General features: G+C 39.7%; 28 protein-coding genes. All 28 read right to left on the bottom strand.

Annotated elements, in window-relative coordinates:
• Positions 1-12: 12 nt before the first annotated feature.
• The 28 genes from secY to rpoC all read right to left on the bottom strand — a co-directional run bounded on the left by secY (position 13) and on the right by rpoC (position 19,698).
• Positions 13-1,305, bottom strand: coding sequence for a preprotein translocase subunit SecY (secY, locus tag ACSKT4_RS17945; RefSeq protein ID WP_186871274.1), 1,293 nt, complete (start codon positions 1,303-1,305; stop codon positions 13-15).
• Entirely contained in the window at positions 1,305-1,745 is a 441-nt protein-coding gene (gene rplO / locus ACSKT4_RS17940) for a 50S ribosomal protein L15 (protein ID WP_186871273.1), read from the bottom strand. Before rplO ends, secY begins: the two co-directional genes overlap by 1 nt.
• Positions 1,746-1,775: 30 nt before the next feature.
• Positions 1,776-1,958: a 50S ribosomal protein L30 gene (gene rpmD, locus ACSKT4_RS17935; protein WP_186871272.1), complete on the bottom strand. Its 183-nt coding sequence runs from the start codon at positions 1,956-1,958 to the stop codon at positions 1,776-1,778.
• A 13-nt stretch (positions 1,959-1,971) separates the two neighbouring features.
• Positions 1,972-2,475, bottom strand: coding sequence for a 30S ribosomal protein S5 (gene rpsE, locus ACSKT4_RS17930; protein WP_186871271.1), 504 nt, complete (start codon positions 2,473-2,475; stop codon positions 1,972-1,974).
• 20 nt (positions 2,476-2,495) lie between these two features.
• Positions 2,496-2,858 carry a 50S ribosomal protein L18 gene (gene rplR / locus ACSKT4_RS17925; protein ID WP_186871270.1) on the bottom strand — a complete coding sequence of 121 codons (363 nt, stop codon included), beginning with the start codon at positions 2,856-2,858 and terminating at the stop codon, positions 2,496-2,498.
• A gap of 30 nt (positions 2,859-2,888) precedes the next feature.
• Positions 2,889-3,425 (bottom strand): 50S ribosomal protein L6, encoded by a 537-nt coding sequence (gene rplF, locus ACSKT4_RS17920; RefSeq protein ID WP_186871269.1) that lies wholly within the window; start codon positions 3,423-3,425, stop codon positions 2,889-2,891.
• Between the two features lie 30 nt (positions 3,426-3,455).
• A complete protein-coding gene (gene rpsH / locus ACSKT4_RS17915) occupies positions 3,456-3,854 on the bottom strand; it encodes a 30S ribosomal protein S8 (RefSeq protein WP_186871268.1) in 399 nt (132 codons plus the stop codon).
• Positions 3,855-3,883: 29 nt separating this feature from the next.
• A complete protein-coding gene (locus ACSKT4_RS17910) occupies positions 3,884-4,069 on the bottom strand; it encodes a type Z 30S ribosomal protein S14 (protein ID WP_186871267.1) in 186 nt (61 codons plus the stop codon).
• Between the two features lie 28 nt (positions 4,070-4,097).
• A complete protein-coding gene (gene rplE, locus ACSKT4_RS17905) occupies positions 4,098-4,637 on the bottom strand; it encodes a 50S ribosomal protein L5 (RefSeq protein ID WP_186871298.1) in 540 nt (179 codons plus the stop codon).
• Positions 4,638-4,664: 27 nt separating this feature from the next.
• On the bottom strand, positions 4,665-4,976 hold the full coding sequence (gene rplX / locus ACSKT4_RS17900) for a 50S ribosomal protein L24 (RefSeq protein WP_186871266.1): 312 nt from the start codon (positions 4,974-4,976) through the stop codon (positions 4,665-4,667).
• A 34-nt stretch (positions 4,977-5,010) separates the two neighbouring features.
• On the bottom strand, positions 5,011-5,379 hold the full coding sequence (gene rplN, locus ACSKT4_RS17895) for a 50S ribosomal protein L14 (RefSeq protein WP_010095756.1): 369 nt from the start codon (positions 5,377-5,379) through the stop codon (positions 5,011-5,013).
• Between the two features lie 43 nt (positions 5,380-5,422).
• Entirely contained in the window at positions 5,423-5,686 is a 264-nt protein-coding gene (gene rpsQ / locus ACSKT4_RS17890; RefSeq protein WP_186871265.1) for a 30S ribosomal protein S17, read from the bottom strand.
• A 24-nt stretch (positions 5,687-5,710) separates the two neighbouring features.
• On the bottom strand, positions 5,711-5,911 hold the full coding sequence (rpmC, locus tag ACSKT4_RS17885; protein WP_047983280.1) for a 50S ribosomal protein L29: 201 nt from the start codon (positions 5,909-5,911) through the stop codon (positions 5,711-5,713).
• A complete protein-coding gene (gene rplP / locus ACSKT4_RS17880) occupies positions 5,901-6,335 on the bottom strand; it encodes a 50S ribosomal protein L16 (RefSeq protein ID WP_010095762.1) in 435 nt (144 codons plus the stop codon). The genes rpmC and rplP overlap by 11 nt, the downstream gene beginning before the upstream one ends.
• A 17-nt stretch (positions 6,336-6,352) precedes the next feature.
• Complete coding sequence (gene rpsC / locus ACSKT4_RS17875) at positions 6,353-6,994, bottom strand: 30S ribosomal protein S3 (RefSeq protein WP_186871264.1); 642 nt, start codon at positions 6,992-6,994, stop codon at positions 6,353-6,355.
• Between the two features lie 3 nt (positions 6,995-6,997).
• A complete protein-coding gene (gene rplV / locus ACSKT4_RS17870; protein ID WP_186871263.1) occupies positions 6,998-7,339 on the bottom strand; it encodes a 50S ribosomal protein L22 in 342 nt (113 codons plus the stop codon).
• Positions 7,340-7,357: 18 nt separating this feature from the next.
• Positions 7,358-7,636 (bottom strand): 30S ribosomal protein S19, encoded by a 279-nt coding sequence (gene rpsS / locus ACSKT4_RS17865; RefSeq protein WP_186871262.1) that lies wholly within the window; start codon positions 7,634-7,636, stop codon positions 7,358-7,360.
• Positions 7,637-7,692: 56 nt separating this feature from the next.
• A complete protein-coding gene (rplB, locus tag ACSKT4_RS17860) occupies positions 7,693-8,523 on the bottom strand; it encodes a 50S ribosomal protein L2 (RefSeq protein WP_186871261.1) in 831 nt (276 codons plus the stop codon).
• Between the two features lie 30 nt (positions 8,524-8,553).
• A complete protein-coding gene (rplW, locus tag ACSKT4_RS17855) occupies positions 8,554-8,841 on the bottom strand; it encodes a 50S ribosomal protein L23 (protein ID WP_186871260.1) in 288 nt (95 codons plus the stop codon).
• Positions 8,841-9,464 carry a 50S ribosomal protein L4 gene (gene rplD / locus ACSKT4_RS17850; RefSeq protein WP_186871259.1) on the bottom strand — a complete coding sequence of 208 codons (624 nt, stop codon included), beginning with the start codon at positions 9,462-9,464 and terminating at the stop codon, positions 8,841-8,843. Before rplD ends, rplW begins: the two co-directional genes overlap by 1 nt.
• Positions 9,465-9,490: 26 nt before the next feature.
• The gene (gene rplC / locus ACSKT4_RS17845; protein ID WP_186871258.1) at positions 9,491-10,120 is read right to left on the bottom strand and encodes a 50S ribosomal protein L3; all 630 of its coding nucleotides are present in this window, start codon (positions 10,118-10,120) and stop codon (positions 9,491-9,493) included.
• Positions 10,121-10,149: 29 nt separating this feature from the next.
• The gene (gene rpsJ / locus ACSKT4_RS17840; RefSeq protein ID WP_186871257.1) at positions 10,150-10,458 is read right to left on the bottom strand and encodes a 30S ribosomal protein S10; all 309 of its coding nucleotides are present in this window, start codon (positions 10,456-10,458) and stop codon (positions 10,150-10,152) included.
• A gap of 594 nt (positions 10,459-11,052) precedes the next feature.
• Positions 11,053-12,243 (bottom strand): elongation factor Tu, encoded by a 1,191-nt coding sequence (gene tuf / locus ACSKT4_RS17835; protein ID WP_186871256.1) that lies wholly within the window; start codon positions 12,241-12,243, stop codon positions 11,053-11,055.
• A 120-nt stretch (positions 12,244-12,363) separates the two neighbouring features.
• The gene (gene fusA, locus ACSKT4_RS17830) at positions 12,364-14,442 is read right to left on the bottom strand and encodes an elongation factor G (RefSeq protein WP_186871255.1); all 2,079 of its coding nucleotides are present in this window, start codon (positions 14,440-14,442) and stop codon (positions 12,364-12,366) included.
• Positions 14,443-14,484: 42 nt separating this feature from the next.
• Positions 14,485-14,955, bottom strand: coding sequence for a 30S ribosomal protein S7 (gene rpsG, locus ACSKT4_RS17825; protein WP_186871254.1), 471 nt, complete (start codon positions 14,953-14,955; stop codon positions 14,485-14,487).
• 39 nt (positions 14,956-14,994) lie between these two features.
• Complete coding sequence (gene rpsL, locus ACSKT4_RS17820) at positions 14,995-15,414, bottom strand: 30S ribosomal protein S12 (protein WP_186871253.1); 420 nt, start codon at positions 15,412-15,414, stop codon at positions 14,995-14,997.
• 135 nt (positions 15,415-15,549) lie between these two features.
• Positions 15,550-15,801: a 50S ribosomal protein L7ae-like protein gene (locus ACSKT4_RS17815; RefSeq protein ID WP_186871252.1), complete on the bottom strand. Its 252-nt coding sequence runs from the start codon at positions 15,799-15,801 to the stop codon at positions 15,550-15,552.
• A gap of 291 nt (positions 15,802-16,092) precedes the next feature.
• Complete coding sequence (rpoC, locus tag ACSKT4_RS17810; RefSeq protein WP_301332220.1) at positions 16,093-19,698, bottom strand: DNA-directed RNA polymerase subunit beta'; 3,606 nt, start codon at positions 19,696-19,698, stop codon at positions 16,093-16,095.
• Between the last annotated feature and the right edge of the window lie 42 nt (positions 19,699-19,740).

Below are 19,740 nucleotides of genomic sequence, written 5' to 3'. Positions count from 1 at the left end.
ATTGGCAAATTCTTACTTAATAAATCCTTTGTAGTGTCGCTTCACTAACTGACCTTCTAATTGCTTCATTGTTTGAATTGCTACACCTACAACGATTAGTAGACTTGTGCCGCCGATTTGAATTGATTGTGGAAGACCTGCAAGTTTACCGAATACAATAGGTAGTACGGAAACTGCAGCCAAGAATATTGCTCCTACAAATGTTAAACGATTGATAACACGAGTAAGATACGTTTCAGTATTTTTACCTGGACGAATTCCTGGAATATATCCACCCTGCTTTTGTAAGTTCTCAGCCATTTGCTCAGGATTAACTTGAACAAATGTATAGAAATACGTAAACGCAATAATTAGCGCCACATAGATAAGCATACCTGTTGTTGTTGTATAATCAAAGATCGATTCAATTGTATTAGCAACATTACCATCAAAGAATCCTGCAACAGTTCTTGGAGCCATAATAAAGGCAATCGCGAAGATTACTGGGATAACTCCCGCAGCATTTACTTTTAGAGGTAAATGTGTAGAATGACCACCAACTGGAGAACGATTTACAAGTTTCTTTGCATATTGAATTGGGATCTTACGTAACGCTTGTTGTACGAAAACAACACCAGCCGTGATTGCTATCGCAACTAAAGCTATTAAAGCTACAATAACGATATTGATAAACAGTTCATCTCCAGGATTTGTAAAGTACTGGGCATATAACTGTTCAACAGCGTTCGGTATAGCAGCTACGATACCTGCAAAAATGAGTATCGAAATTCCATTCCCAACTCCATTTGCAGTGATCTGTTCACCTAACCACATTAGGAATGTTGTTCCAGCAGTTAATACTAATGCAATGATAAGGAACTTCATTGGATCTGGATTGGCAATTAAGAAACCACCAGCCATTGCATTGAAGCCAATAGACATGGCTATTGCTTGAACGAATGCAAGGACCACTGTTCCATAACGGGTAACTTGGGCAAGTTTCTTTCTACCCACTTCACCCTGCTTTTTCCATTCAGTAAACTTCGGTACAACATCCATTTGTAGTAATTGCATAATGATTGAAGCTGTAATATAAGGCATTATCCCCATTGCGAAAATGGAGAAATTCATCAATGCCCCACCGCCAAATGTATCTAGAAATCCAAACACATTATTTTGCGAGTTCAAATGTTCAATTGCAGTTTTATCTGTGAATGGCACAGGAATAAATGTGCCTAGACGGAATACAATTAACAAAGCAAGTGTAAAAAATATTTTCCGTCTAATGTCAGCCACGCGCATAAAATTGGAGAATGTACGGAACATTAGATCACCTCTGTTTTACCGCCCGCTTCTTCGATTGCTGCCTTTGCTGAAGCAGAGAACTTATGAGCTTTAACGGTATATTTGTTTTCGACGGAACCATTACCAAGTACTTTAATACCTGATTTTACGTTCTTTACGACACCTGATTCTAATAATAACTCAGGAGTGATTTCTGTGCCGTCTTCAAATCGGTTTAAAACGTCTAAGTTCACTATAGCATATTCTTTACGGTTTATGTTCGTAAATCCACGTTTTGGTAAACGTTGGAATAAAGGCATTTGTCCACCTTCAAATCCAGGACGTACACCACCGCCAGAACGAGCGTTTTGTCCTTTGTGACCACGACCGGAAGTTTTTCCGTTTCCAGATGATGTTCCGCGACCTACACGGTTTCTCTCTTTACGTGAGCCTTCTGCTGGTTTCAATTCATGAAGTTTCATACGAGCACCTCCTCTTTACGCTTCTGTTTATTAACCTTCTTTAACCGTTACAAGATGAGATACTCTGTTAACCATTCCACGAACAGCCGGAGTATCATCAAGAACTACGGTTTGACGAATTTTTTTAAGACCTAGTGCTTCAACAGTTTTCATTTGTTTTTCTTTTGCACCTATTACACTGCGTGTGAGGGTGATTTCTAATTTTTTAGACATAGTGTTTCCCTCCTTATCCTAACAGTTCTTCTACAGACTTTCCTCGTAGTTTTGCTACATCTTCCGCGCGCTTAAGGTTAGTTAAACCATTCATAGTAGCGCGAATCATATTAATTGGTGTGTTAGAACCAAGTGACTTAGTTAAAATATCACCAACACCAGCAAGCTCAAGTACCGCACGAACCGGACCACCAGAGATAACTCCAGTACCTTCAGAAGCTGGTTTCATTAATACACGCCCAGAACCGAATTCTCCATGAATTTCATGTGGAATTGTTGTTCCAACGATCGGTACAGTGATTAAGTTTTTCTTCGCATCATCAACTGCTTTTCTAATTGCATCTGGTACTTCTTGTGCTTTACCAGTACCAAATCCAACATGGCCGTTCTTATCTCCTACAACTACTAATGCAGCAAAACGGAAACGACGTCCACCTTTTACAACTTTTGCTACGCGGTTTACCGCAACAACACGTTCTTCAAGATCTAATTTATTAGGATCGATTACTGTTTTCATCTGTGTCCCTCCTTTTACAATTAAAATTCAAGACCTGCCTCACGAGCAGCATCTGCTAATGCTTTTACACGTCCATGATAAAGGTAGCCTCCACGATCAAATACAACTGATTTATGACCTTTATCTTGGGCACGTTTTGCAATCAATTCTCCAACTTTAGTTGCAGCATCAACACTGCTAGTTGAATCAACGCTTAATTCTTTATCTACAGTAGACGCGCTAACTAATGTTACACCGTTAGTATCATCAATTAACTGTGCATAAATGTGTTTATTTGAACGATACACGTTTAAACGAGGACGCTCAGGTGTTCCGAAAAGATTCTTACGAACACGGTTATGTCTTCTTTTACGTGCAACATTTTTGTCAGGTTTTGTGATCATCTGGGTCACTCCTTTCTCGCCTAACTAACCTTACTTAGCAGTTTTACCTTCTTTACGACGTACATATTCATCAACGTAACGAATACCTTTACCTTTGTAAGGTTCTGGTTTTCTAATAGCTCTAATGTTAGCTGCAACAGCGCCAACTTTTTCTTTATCGATACCTTTAACAATCACAGAAGTGTTGTTTGGAACATCGATTTCAATACCGTCGATTGGATCTATTTCAACTGGATGTGAATATCCAGCGTTTACTACGATTTTATTACCTTGCTTTTGTGCACGATAACCAACACCGATAATTTGAAGATGTTTTTCAAAACCTTTCGATACACCTTCAACCATGTTAGCTAGTAGGCTACGAGTTGTTCCGTGTAATGAACGATGTGTTTTTTGATCACTTGGGCGTTCCACTGTGATCACGTTATCTGCAACAACAATCTTCATATCAGGATGAAATTCTCTAGTTAATTCACCTTTAGGGCCCTTAACTGTTACTGTATTTTCATTAAGTTTTACTTCTACACCACTCGGAATCTCAATTGGCTTAAGTCCTATACGAGACATTCCATGCACCTCCTCATCATAAAAAATTAATTACCAAACATATGCAAGTACTTCGCCACCAACAGCTTGAGCGCGTGCTTCTTTATCAGAAAGTACACCTTTAGATGTTGATACGATTGCAATACCTAAACCGTTTAGTACACGAGGTACTTCACCAGCTTTAGCATAAACACGTAATCCTGGCTTACTAATACGTTTAATACCTGTAATTACTCGTTCCTCATTCACACCGTACTTAAGGAAAATACGCAGAACGCCTTGTTTGTTATCTTCAATAACTTCATAATCACGTACAAAGCCTTCTCTTTTTAGAATATCAGCAATTTCAGTTTTAATTTTAGAAGCAGGAAGTTCTAACTTTTCATGTTTAACCATGTTCGCATTACGAATGCGAGTTAGCATATCTGCGATTGGATCTGTCATAACCATTAATCATTACCTCCTTCCCGAATCGGGGTTTACCAGCTTGCTTTTTTGACACCAGGAATTTGACCTTTATAGGCAAGTTCGCGGAAACAAATACGGCAAAGTTTAAATTTACGCATTACTGAATGCGGACGTCCACAACGTTCACAACGAGTATACTCTTGTACTTGATACTTTTGTGTGCGTTTTTGTTTCGCAATCATTGATTTTTTAGCCACAATTTTCCCTCCTTGTATTAGCTCATGTCTATTTTTGGAAAGGCATGCCAAGCTGAGCTAAAAGTTCACGTGCTTCTTCATCAGTATTAGATGTTGTTACGATAACAATATCCATACCGCGCACTTTACTTACTTTATCGTAATTAATTTCTGGGAAAATTAATTGTTCTTTAACACCTAGCGTGTAGTTACCACGGCCATCAAAAGCTTTTTTAGAAATACCACGGAAGTCACGTACACGTGGTAGAGATACCGCGATTAGCTTTTGTAGGAATTCATACATGCGCTCACCGCGAAGAGTAACTTTCGCACCAATCGGCATTCCTTCACGTAAACGGAATCCTGCGATTGATTTTTTAGCACGTGTAATCATTGGTTTTTGACCAGAAATTAATGCTAGTTCTTCAACTGCGCTATCTAGTGCCTTAGAGTTTTGAACTGCATCACCAACACCCATGTTGATAACGATTTTTTCGATTCCAGGCACTTCCATAACAGACTTGTAATTAAATTTATTCATTAAAGATGGTACAATTTCATCTTGGTATTTTTGTCTTAATTGATTCACCATGTTGCCCTCCTTTCACAGCACATACTATTTATCTAATGCTTCACCGGAACTTTTAGCGATGCGGACTTTCTTTCCATCACGCACTTCGTAACCAACACGTGTCGGTTTGCCGGTCTTTGGATCTACTGGCATCACGTTAGAAACATGAATTGGAGCTTCTTGGTTAAGAATTCCACCTTGTGGATTCTCTTGAGAAGGCTTAGCGTGTTTTTTGATCATGTTAACACCTTCAACAAGAACGCGATCCTTTTTCGGATATGCTTCTAAAATTGTGCCTGTTTTACCACGGTCTTTACCGGAAATAACAATTACTTTATCACCTTTTTTTACATGCATGCTTTACGCACCTCCTTACAAGGTAATTCTCTTCTTATAGAACTTCTGGAGCTAGAGATACGATTTTCATGAATTGTGCATCACGTAATTCACGTGCAACTGGTCCGAAGATACGAGTTCCTCTTGGACTTTTGTCATCACGAATGATTACTGCAGCATTTTCATCAAAACGAATATATGAGCCGTCTTTACGACGTACACCAGATTTAGTACGTACAATTACTGCTTTTACAACGTCACCCTTTTTGACAACGCCTCCTGGTGTTGCTTGTTTTACGGAACAAACAATAACATCACCGATATTAGCAGTTTTGCGACCTGAGCCACCTAGTACTTTAATCGTAAGTAACTCACGTGCACCAGAGTTATCTGCAACTTTTAAGCGTGTTTCCTGTTGAATCATACGCTTTAAACCTCCCTTCGGATACCTTCCGAGCGAAACTTTATTATATAATTACCGCTTCTTCAACGATTTCAACTAGACGGAAGCGTTTAGTTGATGATAACGGACGAGTTTCCATAATACGAACGATATCACCAGTTTTTGCTTGATTGTTCTCATCATGTGCTTTAAATTTCTTAGAATACTTAACACGTTTACCATATAATTTATGGTTTTTGTAAGTTTCAACTAAAACTGTGATTGTTTTATCCATTTTATCTGAAACTACACGGCCTGTATATACTTTACGATTATTACGTTCAGTCATTTTGAGGCTAACCTCCTCTCATTATCAGTTGTTTACGCTTAGTTCGCGTTGACGGACAACAGTTTTCATACGAGCAATGGTTTTTCTTACTTCACGGATACGTGCAGTGTTCTCAAGTTGACCAGTTGCTAGTTGGAAGCGTAAATTAAATAACTCTTCTTTTAAAGATTTAAGTTTTTGTTCAATTTCGGCAGTGGTTAGTTCTCTGATATCATTAGCCTTCATTGATTTCACCACCAATTTCTTCACGTTTTACGAATTTAGTTTTGATTGGAAGTTTATGAGAAGCAAGACGTAATGCTTCACGAGCAACCTCTTCAGAAACTCCAGCAATTTCAAACATAACTTTTCCAGGCTTAACTACAGCAACCCATCCTTCAGGAGCACCTTTACCAGAACCCATTCGGACTTCTAGAGGCTTCGCTGTATACGGCTTATCTGGGAAAATTTTGATCCATACTTTACCGCCACGTTTCATGTAACGAGTCATAGCGATACGAGCAGCTTCTATTTGACGACTTGTAATCCAAGAAGCCTCAAGAGCTTGTATTCCATATTCACCAAAAGTAACTTGAGTACCACCTTTTGCTTGGCCTCTCATTTTACCACGATGTTGTCTACGATATTTAACACGTTTAGGCATTAACATGTATATAGCCCCCTTCCTTATTTGTTCGATTTAGTTGGAAGGACTTCACCACGATAGATCCACACTTTAATACCAAGTTTACCGTACGTAGTATCAGCTTCTGCTGTTGCATAGTCGATATCAGCACGTAATGTGTGTAGTGGAACAGTTCCTTCACTGTAATGTTCAGCACGAGCAATATCTGCGCCACCTAGACGACCAGATACCTGTGTTTTAATTCCTTTTGCACCAGCACGCATAGCACGTTGGATAGCTTGCTTTTGTGCACGACGGAATGAAATACGATTTTCTAATTGACGAGCAATATTTTCTGCAACTAGCTTAGCATTAACATCAACTTTCTTGATTTCAACAATATTGATGTGAACACGTTTGCCAGTTAAACTGTTTAATGAGTTACGTAGAGCTTCTACTTCAGATCCGCCTTTACCAATAACCATACCTGGTTTACCAGTGTGAATTGTTACGTTTACGCGATTAGCTGCACGTTCAATTTCAACATGGGAAACAGCTGCAGTTTTTAGACGGTTTTCAAGATATTCTCTGATTTTAATATCTTCATGTAGTAAGTCTGCATAGTCTTTGCCAGCATACCATTTAGACTCCCAGTCTTTAATGATACCAACGCGAAGACCTGTTGGATTCACTTTTTGACCCACTAACTATCCCTCCTTCTTTTCTGTTACAACCACTGTAATGTGGCTAGTGCGCTTATTAATCTTGCTTGCACGTCCTTGAGCGCGTGGACGGAAACGTTTTAAAGTAACACCTTCATTAACGAATGCTTCAGAAATCACTAGATTATCTGGATCCATTTCGTAGTTGTGTTCTGCGTTTGCGATTGCAGATTTTAACACTTTCTCTACAACTGGAGAAGCACCGCGTTGTGTGTGGCGTAAAATAGCAATTGCTTCGCCAACTTGTTTTCCTCGAATTAAATCAACGACTAATCGCACTTTACGAGGAGCAATACGAACTGATTTAGCTACGGCTTTAGCTTGCATTTAGAGCGCCTCCTCTCATTAGCGTTTTGTTTTCTTATCGTCACTTGCATGTCCTTTGTACGTACGAGTTGGAGCAAATTCACCTAATTTATGTCCAACCATGTCCTCTGTAACAAATACAGGAACATGTTTACGTCCATCATAAACAGCAATAGTGTGCCCGATGAATGTCGGGAAAATAGTAGAACGACGTGACCAAGTTTTAATAACTTGTTTTTTGTCAGATTCATTTAGTTCATCAATTTTTTTCAATAGATGGTCATCTGCAAAAGGTCCCTTTTTTAAACTACGACCCATGGATAAACCTCCTTTCGAAGTTCCAAGATGGGAGTTATTCCCACCTTAAATTACGATTATTTTTTACGTTTACGCACAATATACTTATCTGAAGCTTTATTACGTTTACGTGTCTTATAACCAAGAGTTGGTTTGCCCCAAGGTGACATTGGTGATTTACGTCCGATAGGTGCACGTCCTTCACCACCACCGTGTGGGTGATCGTTCGGGTTCATAACAGATCCACGTACAGTTGGGCGAATACCTTTCCAACGAGAACGTCCTGCTTTACCGACACGAATTAATTCATGTTCTAAGTTACCTACTTGACCTACTGTTGCGCGGCAAGTTGATAAAATTAAACGAACTTCACCAGAAGCTAAACGCACTAATGTGTATTTTTCTTCACGACCAAGGATTTGAGCTTCAGCACCCGCAGAACGAGCTAACTGTCCGCCATTTCCTGGTTTTAGTTCGATATTGTGGATTACTGTACCTACTGGAATGTTTGCTAACGGAAGAGCGTTACCCACTTTAATATCCGCGCTTTCACCAGATTCAATTACTTGACCTACTTGTAAGCCTTTTGGTGCAAGAATATAACGCTTCTCACCATCAGCGTAGTTGATTAATGCAATGTTAGCGGTACGGTTTGGATCGTATTCGATAGTAGCAACTTTACCTGGAATACCATCTTTGTCACGTTTGAAATCGATGATACGATATTGACGCTTGTGACCGCCACCTTGATGACGAACGGTTAATTTCCCTTGGTTGTTACGTCCACCACGTTTTGGTAGAGGTGCTAATAGGGATTTTTCCGGTTGATCTGTAGTGATTTCTGCAAAATCAGATACAGACATGTTACGTCTACCATTAGTGGTAGGTTTGAATTTTTTAATCGCCATCTTGTTTTCCCTCCTTCACTTATTTACTTTTTAACCTTCAAAGAAGTCTAGATCTTTGCTGTCAGCAGATAGCTGAACGATAGCTTTTTTGCGATTTGGGCGGAAACCACCGTAACGACCCATTCGCTTGAATTTACCTTTTAAGTTCATAGTGTTAACTTTTTCAACTTTCACACCAAAGATTTCTTCAACAGCATCTTTGATTTGTGTTCTGTTAGCTTTCGTACTAACTTCGAACGTATATTTCTTCTCTGCCATTAGATCTGCAGAGTGTTCAGTGATGACAGGGCGCTTAATAATATCACGTGCATCAGTCATTATGCAAGCACCTCCCCTGCTTTTTCAGCTGCATCTTTCGTTAAGATCAACTTGTCATGCATTAATAAATCAAGAACGTTTACTTCTGTAACTGTAAGAACTTTAACCCCTTGAAGGTTATTAGCAGAACGTACTACGTTCTCGTCAGTGTCAGCAGTAACGATAAGAGCTTTTTCATTTACGTTTAAAGCACCTAGCATTTTTACAACTTCTTTTGTTTTAGGAGCATCTAGTGCAAGACTTTCTAAAACAACTAAGTTTTCTTCTTGTACTTTAGAAGATAATGCTGATTTAAGAGCTAAACGACGAACTTTCTTTGGTAGTTTGTAGCTGTAGCTACGAGGTGTAGGTCCGAAAACAACTCCACCGCCTACCCATTGTGGTGAGCGAATAGAACCTTGACGCGCGCGACCTGTACCTTTTTGACGCCATGGTTTGCGTCCACCACCGCGAACATCAGAACGATTTTTAACAGCGTGTGTACCTTGACGCATAGACGCACGTTGCATAACTACCGCTTCGTGTAAAACGTGTGTATTAGGCTCAATACCAAATACAGACGCGTTTAATTCGATTTCACCTGCTTGTGAACCATCTTGTTTAAATAGTGCTACTTTAGGCATGACATATCCTCCCTTCGTATATATGATTAGTTAGCCTTAACTGCACTCGTGATTTTTACGAATGATTTTTTAGCACCTGGCACATTACCTTTGATTAATAGCAGGTTGCGATCAACGTCAACACTTACTACTTCAAGGTTTTGGATTGTTACTTGCTCTTGACCCATGTGACCTGGTAAGTTTTTGCCTGGGAATACGCGCATTGCATCAATTGCACCCATTGAACCTGGAGCTCTATGGTAGTGAGAACCGTGAGACATAGGTCCACGTGATTGACCATGACGTTTAATTGAACCCTGGAAACCTTTACCTTTAGAAGTTCCAGTTACATCAACTTTTTCACCAGCTTGGAAAATTTCAACGCTAACTTCTTGACCTACTTCATATTCATCAAGATTAGCGTTACGGATTTCACGAACGTAGCGCTTAGGGGTTGTGTTTGCTTTTTCAGCATGACCTTTCTCCGCTTTGTTAGTACGTGATTCCTTAAGATCTTGGAAACCGATTTGAATCGCTTCGTATCCATCGTTTTCAAGAGTTCTTTTTTGTAATACTACGTTAGGCTCAGCCTGAACAACTGTTACCGGGATTAATTCTCCGTTTTCATTAAACAATTGAGTCATGCCGATTTTTCGACCTAAGATTCCTTTCGTCATCCGTTACACCTCCTATTTAAAAACAAATTTTATAGTTTAATTTCAATATCAACACCAGATGGTAAGTCTAAACGCATTAGCGAATCTACTGTTTGCGGTGTTGGGTTTACGATATCGATTAGACGTTTATGTGTACGCATCTCGAATTGCTCACGTGAGTCTTTGTATTTATGAACCGCACGTAAGATTGTGTAGACAGCCTTCTCTGTAGGTAATGGAATCGGACCAGACACTTTCGCACCAGAACGCTTCGCAGTATCTACGATTTTTTCAGCAGACTGATCTAAAATACGATGATCATATGCTTTTAAACGAATTCTAATTTTATCTTTTGCCATTATTTTCCCTCCTTTATCGCCCATATTATTATAGACATACTCCGTGAAAATTTCTTAGCCACCGCCCATGGCAAAGGGGCCGGGTGTGCCAACAACCTTCCACATCATCGCCTGAAACGACCAACATTCTTATTATATAGAATATACGTGGTCATTGCAACCCTTTTTTAGTTATAAAACTAATTTGTTGCACATCTATGTATTATACTTAGTAATCTTAGTGATTGCAAGGATTCTAGGGAGTTTTTTGTTGGGAAAGTTTGGTTTTAACGATGTGGTAGCTCGATTCATAGTCCCTTATCATCATTCCACCATTACTATATGAACTGCTATAGCAATATGGTGACGTTCTATGCGAGATAAATACGATGATGCTAGTGCGCCTTTCTCAAGAATAGAGCAGCATCTTTAGGTAGCTTGTAAGCTACTAATCCTTCTTTGTCACCTTACGAAACAAATTTCAGTACAGTATATTGCATTCTAAGCTTCGGGCAACTTATCTACTATACCCCTTATGCCTGAAATGATTGCACTAATCCTTTATACAAAAAAGACAACCGAACAATCGGCTGTCTTTATATATGATTCATTTAATTATTTTTGGATAGAAGATACTACGCCTGATCCTACAGTACGTCCACCTTCACGAATAGAGAAACGAGTTCCTTCTTCGATAGCGATTGGAGAAATTAGTTCAACATCCATTTCGATGTTGTCTCCAGGCATAACCATTTCTACTCCTTCTGGTAAGTTGATAACACCAGTTACGTCAGTTGTACGGAAGTAGAACTGTGGACGGTAGTTTGAGAAGAATGGAGTATGACGTCCACCTTCTTCTTTAGATAATACGTAAACTTCAGCTTTGAAGTTAGTGTGTGGAGTAATTGTACCTGGTTTTGCAAGTACTTGACCACGGTTGATATCTTCACGAGAAACACCACGTAGAAGTGCACCAATGTTATCTCCAGCTTCAGCATAATCAAGAAGCTTACGGAACATTTCAACACCAGTTACAGTAGTTTTGCTTGATTCTTCTTGAAGACCGATGATTTCAACTTCGTCTCCAACTTTAACTTGACCGCGTTCTACACGACCAGTTGCAACTGTACCACGACCAGTGATTGAGAATACGTCCTCAACTGGCATCATGAATGGCTTATCAGTGTCACGTTCTGGAGTTGGAACATACTCATCTACAGCGTTCATTAATTCAACGATTGCTTCTTCGTATTGAGCGTCTCCTTCAAGAGCTTTAAGAGCAGAACCTTTGATTACTGGTACATCATCACCAGGGAAGTCATATTCAGATAATAGATCACGAACTTCCATTTCAACTAGTTCTAATAATTCTTCATCGTCAACCATATCTACTTTGTTTAGGAATACTACGATTGTAGGTACACCAACGTTTTTAGAAAGTAGGATGTGCTCACGAGTTTGTGGCATTGGACCATCAGCAGCAGATACTACTAGGATAGCTCCGTCCATTTGTGCAGCACCAGTGATCATGTTTTTAACATAGTCAGCGTGTCCTGGGCAGTCTACGTGTGCATAGTGACGAGTTTCAGTTTCATACTCAACGTGAGAAGTCGCGATAGTGATTCCACGTTCTTTTTCTTCAGGTGCACCGTCGATTTGGTCATATGCCATCGCAGTACCTTTACCACTTTTCTTAGCCATTACAGTTGTAATAGCAGCTGTTAATGTAGTTTTACCATGGTCAACGTGTCCAATTGTTCCAATGTTAACGTGACTTTTAGAGCGGTCGAATTTTTCTTTAGCCATTTATATTTCCTCCTTAAATAAATGAAAGATTGTAAGTATATGTTGGAGCTAAGAAATAGCAGCTTGTGTTATTTCTTAGCTTACAATAAAAGTTATACTTGAGAATGATAAAAAAATCAATTATTCTCCAGCATTTTTCTTAATAATTTCTTCAGAGATGCTCTTCGGTACTTCTTCATAATGATCGAAGTGCATTGTGTAAGTTCCACGTCCTTGAGTGTTTGAACGTAATGCTGTTGCATATCCAAACATTTCTGATAGAGGAACAAACGCTTTAACAACCTGTTGGTTACCGCGTGCTTCCATTCCTTCTACACGTCCACGACGAGAAGTGATGTCACCCATAATATCTCCAAGATATTCTTCAGGGATTACAACTTCCACTTTCATCATTGGTTCAAGAATTACAGGGTTACACTTACTTTTAGCAGCTTTAAGTGCCATTGATGCAGCAACTTTAAACGCCATTTCGTTAGAGTCGACATCATGGTAGCTACCATCAAATAAAGAAGCTTTAATGTCGATTACAGGGAACCCAGCTAATACACCGTTTTCCATTGCTTCTTTAATACCTTGTTCAACAGCAGGGATGTATTCACGTGGTACTACACCACCAACGATGTTGTTTTGGAATTCAAATCCTGCGCCCTCTTCGTTTGGTTCAAATTTGACCCAAACGTGACCGTATTGTCCACGTCCACCAGACTGACGTACGAATTTACCTTCGACTTCAGCAGCAGCACGGAATGTTTCACGGTATGCAACCTGTGGTGCACCAACGTTTGCTTCAACTTTGAATTCACGTTTTAGACGGTCAACAATGATGTCTAGGTGAAGCTCACCCATACCAGAGATGATTGTTTGACCAGTTTCTGGATTTGTTTCCGTTCTGAAAGTTGGATCTTCTTCTGCAAGTTTACCAAGTGCAATACCCATTTTATCTTGGTCTGCTTTCGTTTTTGGTTCGATAGCAACATCAATAACTGGTTCTGGGAATTCCATGGACTCTAAGATTACAAGATTCTTCTCGTCACATAGAGTATCACCTGTTGAAGTATCTTTCAGACCTACAGCTGCAGCGATTTCACCTGCATATACTCTAGAAATTTCTTCACGAGTGTTTGCGTGCATTTGCAGGATACGACCTACACGCTCACGCTTATCTTTTACAGAGTTACGTACATATGATCCAGAATCTAATGTTCCTGAGTAAACACGGAAGAATGTTAATTTACCCACGAAAGGATCTGTCATAACTTTGAAAGCTAACGCTGCGAAAGGTTCGTCATCAGAAGATGGACGAGTTACTTTCTCATCTGAACCAGGAAGTGTACCTTCAATTGCTGGTACATCTACTGGAGATGGTAGGTAATCAATAACACCATCTAGCATTAATTGAACACCTTTGTTTTTGAACGCTGATCCACAGAATACTGGATAGAACTCAACGTTTACTGTAGCTTTACGAATAACTGCTTTTAATTCCTCATTAGAGATTTCTTCTCCGTCAAGGTATTTCATCATTAGCTCTTCGTCTAATTCAGATACAGCTTCTACTAAGCTAGTACGTAATTCCTCTGCTTGATCTTTTAAATCAGCTGGGATTTCACGTGCTTCAGAACGAGTTCCTAAATCATCCTCATAGAAGTAAGCTTCCATTTCGATTAAGTCGATGATTCCTTGGAATTCATCTTCTGCACCGATTGGGAATTGTACTGGGTGTGCATTAGCACCTAGACGTTCTTTTAATGTACCTACAGAGTATAGGAAATCTGCACCTGTTTTATCCATTTTGTTGATAAATACAATACGTGGTACTCCATAAGTTGTTGCTTGGCGCCAAACTGTTTCAGTTTGAGGCTCAACCCCTGATTGAGCATCAAGTACTGTAACCGCACCATCAAGTACACGTAATGAACGTTCAACTTCTACTGTGAAGTCTACGTGCCCAGGTGTGTCGATGATGTTGATACGGTGACCTTTCCATTGAGCAGTTGTAGCAGCAGAAGTGATTGTAATTCCGCGCTCTTGCTCTTGCTCCATCCAGTCCATTTGTGAAGCACCTTCGTGTGTTTCACCAATCTTGTGAATGCGTCCTGTATAGAAAAGAATACGCTCAGTTGTAGTGGTTTTACCTGCATCAATGTGAGCCATAATACCAATATTGCGCGTCTTTTCCAAGGAGAACTCTCTTGCCATGTATTCTTCTCCTTCCTGTTAAAACCTTTATTTTTATTTATATTACCAACGATAGTGAGCAAACGCTTTGTTTGCTTCTGCCATTTTGTGCATATCTTCGCGTTTTTTAACAGATGCACCTGTATTATTTGAAGCATCTAGAATTTCATTCGCTAAACGCTCTTCCATTGTTTTTTCTCCGCGTAAACGTGCGTAGTTAACAATGTAACGTAAACCTAAAGTTTGACGGCGTTCCGGACGAACTTCAACCGGTACTTGGTAGTTAGAACCACCAACACGGCGTGCACGTACTTCAAGTACTGGCATAACGTTTTTCATAGCTTGCTCAAACACTTCCATCGGATTTTGTCCGCTGCGTTGTTCAACTAGTTCAAAAGCGTTATAAAGAATCTTTTGAGCAATGCCTCGTTTTCCATCCTCCATGATTTGGTTGATTAAACGAGTTACTAGTTTTGAATTATAAATTGGATCTGGCAAGACATCGCGCTTAGGTACTGGTCCTTTACGTGGCATATGTCCCCCTCCTTTCCTGTATCATGTTGTTAAAAAGAGTTATTTTTTCTCTTTAGGGCGTTTTGTACCGTATTTAGAACGACCTTGCATACGACCGTCTACTCCAGCAGTATCAAGTGCTCCACGAACGATGTGATAACGTACCCCCGGTAAGTCTTTTACACGTCCACCACGGATTAAAACTACACTGTGCTCCTGTAGGTTATGACCAATACCAGGAATGTATGCAGTTACCTCCATGTTGTTTGATAAACGAACACGAGCATATTTACGTAAAGCTGAGTTCGGTTTTTTAGGAGTTAGTGTACCAACACGAGTACATACGCCACGTTTTTGTGGAGAGTTTTCATCAGTTAGAGACTTTTTGAAACTGTTGTACCCTTTGTTAAGTGCTGGTGAGTTAGATTTCTTAGGTTTGCTTACGCGACCTTTGCGGACAAGTTGGTTAATTGTAGGCATTATGTTGTCCTCCCTTCTTTTCTTTGGTTAGTAATTAGCTAGTTTATACCGTTTTGTAATTCCACACATCCAGGCGGTTCATCTTAAGGTAAAAAACAAAGCTTTCGCAAGAGTGCCTCTTGCCAAAACCACTTTCTACTTTTTAATTGCAACCGCTGATGCGCCGACATCTATTCCACATGCGGTTCCTAGCTTTTTCTTGGAATCAACACGTTGACATGGAATGTCTAGTGTTTTTGCTAATTCTTCTACTTTTTGTGTAACGAACCGATCAGCATCTTCGGCTATATACACTTGTTTCACTTGGCCATTTTTCATAGCTTTAAGTGTTTGCTTCACACCAATAATCGTTTGTGACTTTACTTGCAGTACTTTTTCATAAGACATGGTATATCCTCCAAAGTTACAAGTATAAATCGGAAGCACCTTGAATATAGTATCATTCTCGTTTTTTAATGTCAACTAGAATTCTAATATTTTTTGTTGCTTCCTTGATATTTTTTTCTTTATTAGATCAAATAAGATGTGAAGTCACACCTGTGGTCCGAATACACTTTCTTTCTACGTGGCTTTATCTTGTGAGAATTCCCATAGTAGATTCCATGAATTCGGACCGTTTAGTGCGACTAATTAATTTGACTGATAACTAGCACTTTTACAGTTACATAGTCAATTAAGTTATTGAACTGGTTGTTCTAATTCTTCTTCTGTTTCTTCTTGTTCTACTGCTGGTAGTTGAATTTTGCGATAGCGTTGCATACCTGTTCCAGCCGGTACTAGCTTACCGATAATGACGTTTTCTTTAAGTCCTAGTAATTCATCACGTTTACCCTTAATTGCTGCGTCAGTAAGTACTCTAGTTGTTTCTTGGAATGATGCAGCTGATAAGAATGAATCCGTTTCTAGGGAAGCTTTTGTAATACCTAGTAATACCGGTCTACCTACAGCAGGCTGGTTACCTTCAAGTAATACTTTGCGGTTCGCTTCTTTGAATTGATGTAACTCAAGTAACGATCCAGGTAATACATCAGTATCTCCAGCATCAAGTACACGAACTTTACGTAGCATTTGACGTACCATTACCTCAACGTGCTTGTCGCCAATTTCTACACCTTGCATACGGTATACACGCTGCACTTCACGTAGTAAGTAGTCTTGAACGCCAGCTACTCCTTGAACACGAATCAGTTCTTTAGGATCCACTGAACCTTCTGTTAGTTCTTGACCAGCAATCACTTGGTCTCCAACAGATACTTTTAAGCGCGCATTGTATGGTACAGCATAAGAACGTTGTTCCACATCACCTTGTATCACAATTTCTTGTTTGTCTTTCACTTCGTGAATTTCTAGTACAGTACCGTGAACTTCACTGATGATCGCTTGCCCTTTCGGATTACGCGCTTCAAACAACTCTTGGATACGAGGTAGACCTTGAGTGATATCGTCTCCTGCTACCCCACCTGTATGGAAAGTACGCATCGTTAACTGTGTTCCTGGCTCACCAATAGATTGTGCTGCAATAATACCAACTGCTTCGCCAACTTCTACTTCTGAACCAGTCGCTAAGTTGCGACCATAACATTTCTTACATACGCCGTGTTTTGTATTACATGTAAACACGGTACGGATTGTTACTTGTTCAATTCCTGCTTCAACGATTTGTTTCGCCTGATCTTCAGAAATCACTGTATCGTATTTCACAATGACTTCTTTTGTTTCAGGATGAACCACTTCTTCGAACGCAGTACGTCCTACTAAACGGTCAAATAATGGCTCGATTACTTCATTTCCATCCATTAATGCTGTTACTGGTAATCCACGGTCGGTTCCACAATCTGTTTCACGAACGATAACGTCCTGTGCCACATCAACAAGTCGACGTGTTAGGTAACCAGAGTCCGCTGTCTTCAGAGCTGTATCGGCTAGACCTTTACGCGCACCGTGCGTAGAAATAAAGTACTCTAATACCGTTAAACCTTCACGGAAACTAGATTTAATCGGTAACTCGATGATTCGTCCTGCCGGGTTAGCCATTAGTCCACGCATACCTGCTAACTGTGTGAAGTTAGATGCGTTACCACGGGCACCAGAGTCACTCATCATGAAGATCGGGTTACGATTATCTAGAGACTGCATTAGTTTATTTTGAATCGTATCTTTTGCTTGCGTCCAAATAGCGATAACACGATCATAACGCTCTTCTTCTGTGATTAAACCACGACGGAATTGCTTCATGACGTTATCTACTTTCTTCTGCGCTTCAATTAAAATTTCTTCTTTTTCAGGTAATACCACGATATCAGAGATACCAACCGTCATACCTGCAGTGGTAGACATACTAAATCCAAGGTCCTTCATACGGTCAAGCATTTTAGATGTTTCTGTAATCTTAAATCGCTTGAAGACCTCCGCAATAATATCACCTAAGAAGCCTTTCTTAAACGGCTTGATGATTTCGCGTTTTTGAATCTCTTCTTTAATATTTGTTCCTTTATCAACAAAGTACATTTCCGGAGTACGCACCTCAAGGTTTGTCTTTGTTGGTTCATTAATATACGGGAACGAGTCTGGTAATATTTCGTTGAAAATCAACTTACCTACTGTTGTAAGTAATAGTTGGTTATTTTGTTCTTCTGTGAATGTTTTGTTGTTTAAACTAGACGCTTGAACAGCAACACGAGTATGCAAATGAACATAACCATTTTGATATGCGATTCTAGCTTCATCTACACCCGTAAATACAGTACCTTCTCCAACTGCACCTTCACGCTCTAACGTTAGATAATAGTTACCTAATACCATATCCTGTGATGGTGTAACAACTGGTTTACCGTCTTTCGGGTTAAGAATATTCTGTGCTGCTAGCATTAGAAGACGTGCTTCTGCTTGTGCTTCTGCAGATAGCGGTACGTGAACAGCCATTTGGTCCCCATCAAAGTCAGCGTTATATGCTGTACATACTAATGGGTGTAGGCGGATAGCACGACCTTCTACTAATGTAGGTTCGAATGCTTGAATACCTAGTCTGTGAAGTGTAGGGGCACGGTTAAGTAATACCGGATGCTCCTTAATCACATCTTCTAAAACTCCCCAAACATCTGGGTGAACGCGCTCAATTTTACGTTTTGCAGATTTGATGTTATGCGCAATTCCACGCTCAACAAGTTCCTTCATAATGAATGGCTTGAATAACTCTAAAGCCATTTCTTTTGGTAATCCACATTGGTACATTTTTAAGTTTGGACCTACTACGATAACAGAACGTCCCGAGTAGTCTACACGTTTACCTAGTAAGTTTTGACGGAAACGACCTTGCTTACCTTTAAGCATATGTGATAGAGATTTCAATGGACGGTTTCCTGGTCCTGTAACCGGACGACCACGACGACCGTTATCAATTAAAGCATCTACTGCCTCTTGTAACATACGCTTTTCGTTTTGAACGATAATGCTAGGCGCACCTAAATCTAATAGACGTTTTAAACGATTGTTACGGTTAATTACACGACGATATAAATCGTTTAAGTCAGATGTAGCAAAACGACCACCATCTAACTGTACCATTGGTCTAATTTCTGGTGGGATAACTGGAAGAACATCTAAAATCATCCAAGAAGTCTCATTACCAGAATTACGAAATGCCTCTAGCACTTCTAAACGTTTAATTGCTCTCGTTCTACGTTGACCTTGAGCTGTTTTTAGTTCCTCTTTTAGCGCATCTACTTCTTTATCAAGGTCAATATCTTGAAGAAGTTTACGGATTGCTTCAGCGCCCATTTGTGCTTTAAAGGCACTACCGTATTTTTCGTAATATGCACGAAACTCTTTTTCTGAAAGAAGTTGTTTCTTTTCTAAAGGTGTATTACCTGGATCTGTCACAATATATGCAGCAAAATAAATTACTTCTTCTAATGCACGTGGTGACATATCTAATACAAGACCCATACGACTAGGGATTCCTTTGAAATACCAAATGTGTGAAACAGGAGCTGCTAATTCAATATGCCCCATGCGTTCACGGCGTACTTTTGATTTGGTTACTTCAACACCACACCGATCACATACAACACCTTTGTAACGCACTCTTTTATATTTTCCACAATGACATTCCCAGTCCTTTTGTGGTCCAAAGATACGTTCACAGAATAAACCATCTTTTTCTGGCTTTAGTGTACGGTAGTTAATTGTCTCTGGCTTTTTAACCTCACCATACGACCAAGAACGAATCTTTTCTGGTGAAGCTAAACCTATCTTCATAAATTCAAAATTATTTACATCTAACAAGGGTATACCTCCCTTTTTAATGTCCGTTTTCCAATGGATTTA

This window comes from Ornithinibacillus liuyingii (genome assembly GCF_055550225.1).
The sequence above is the reverse complement of the archived record's forward strand: the minus strand, read 5'-3'. Positions and strand labels throughout refer to the sequence as shown.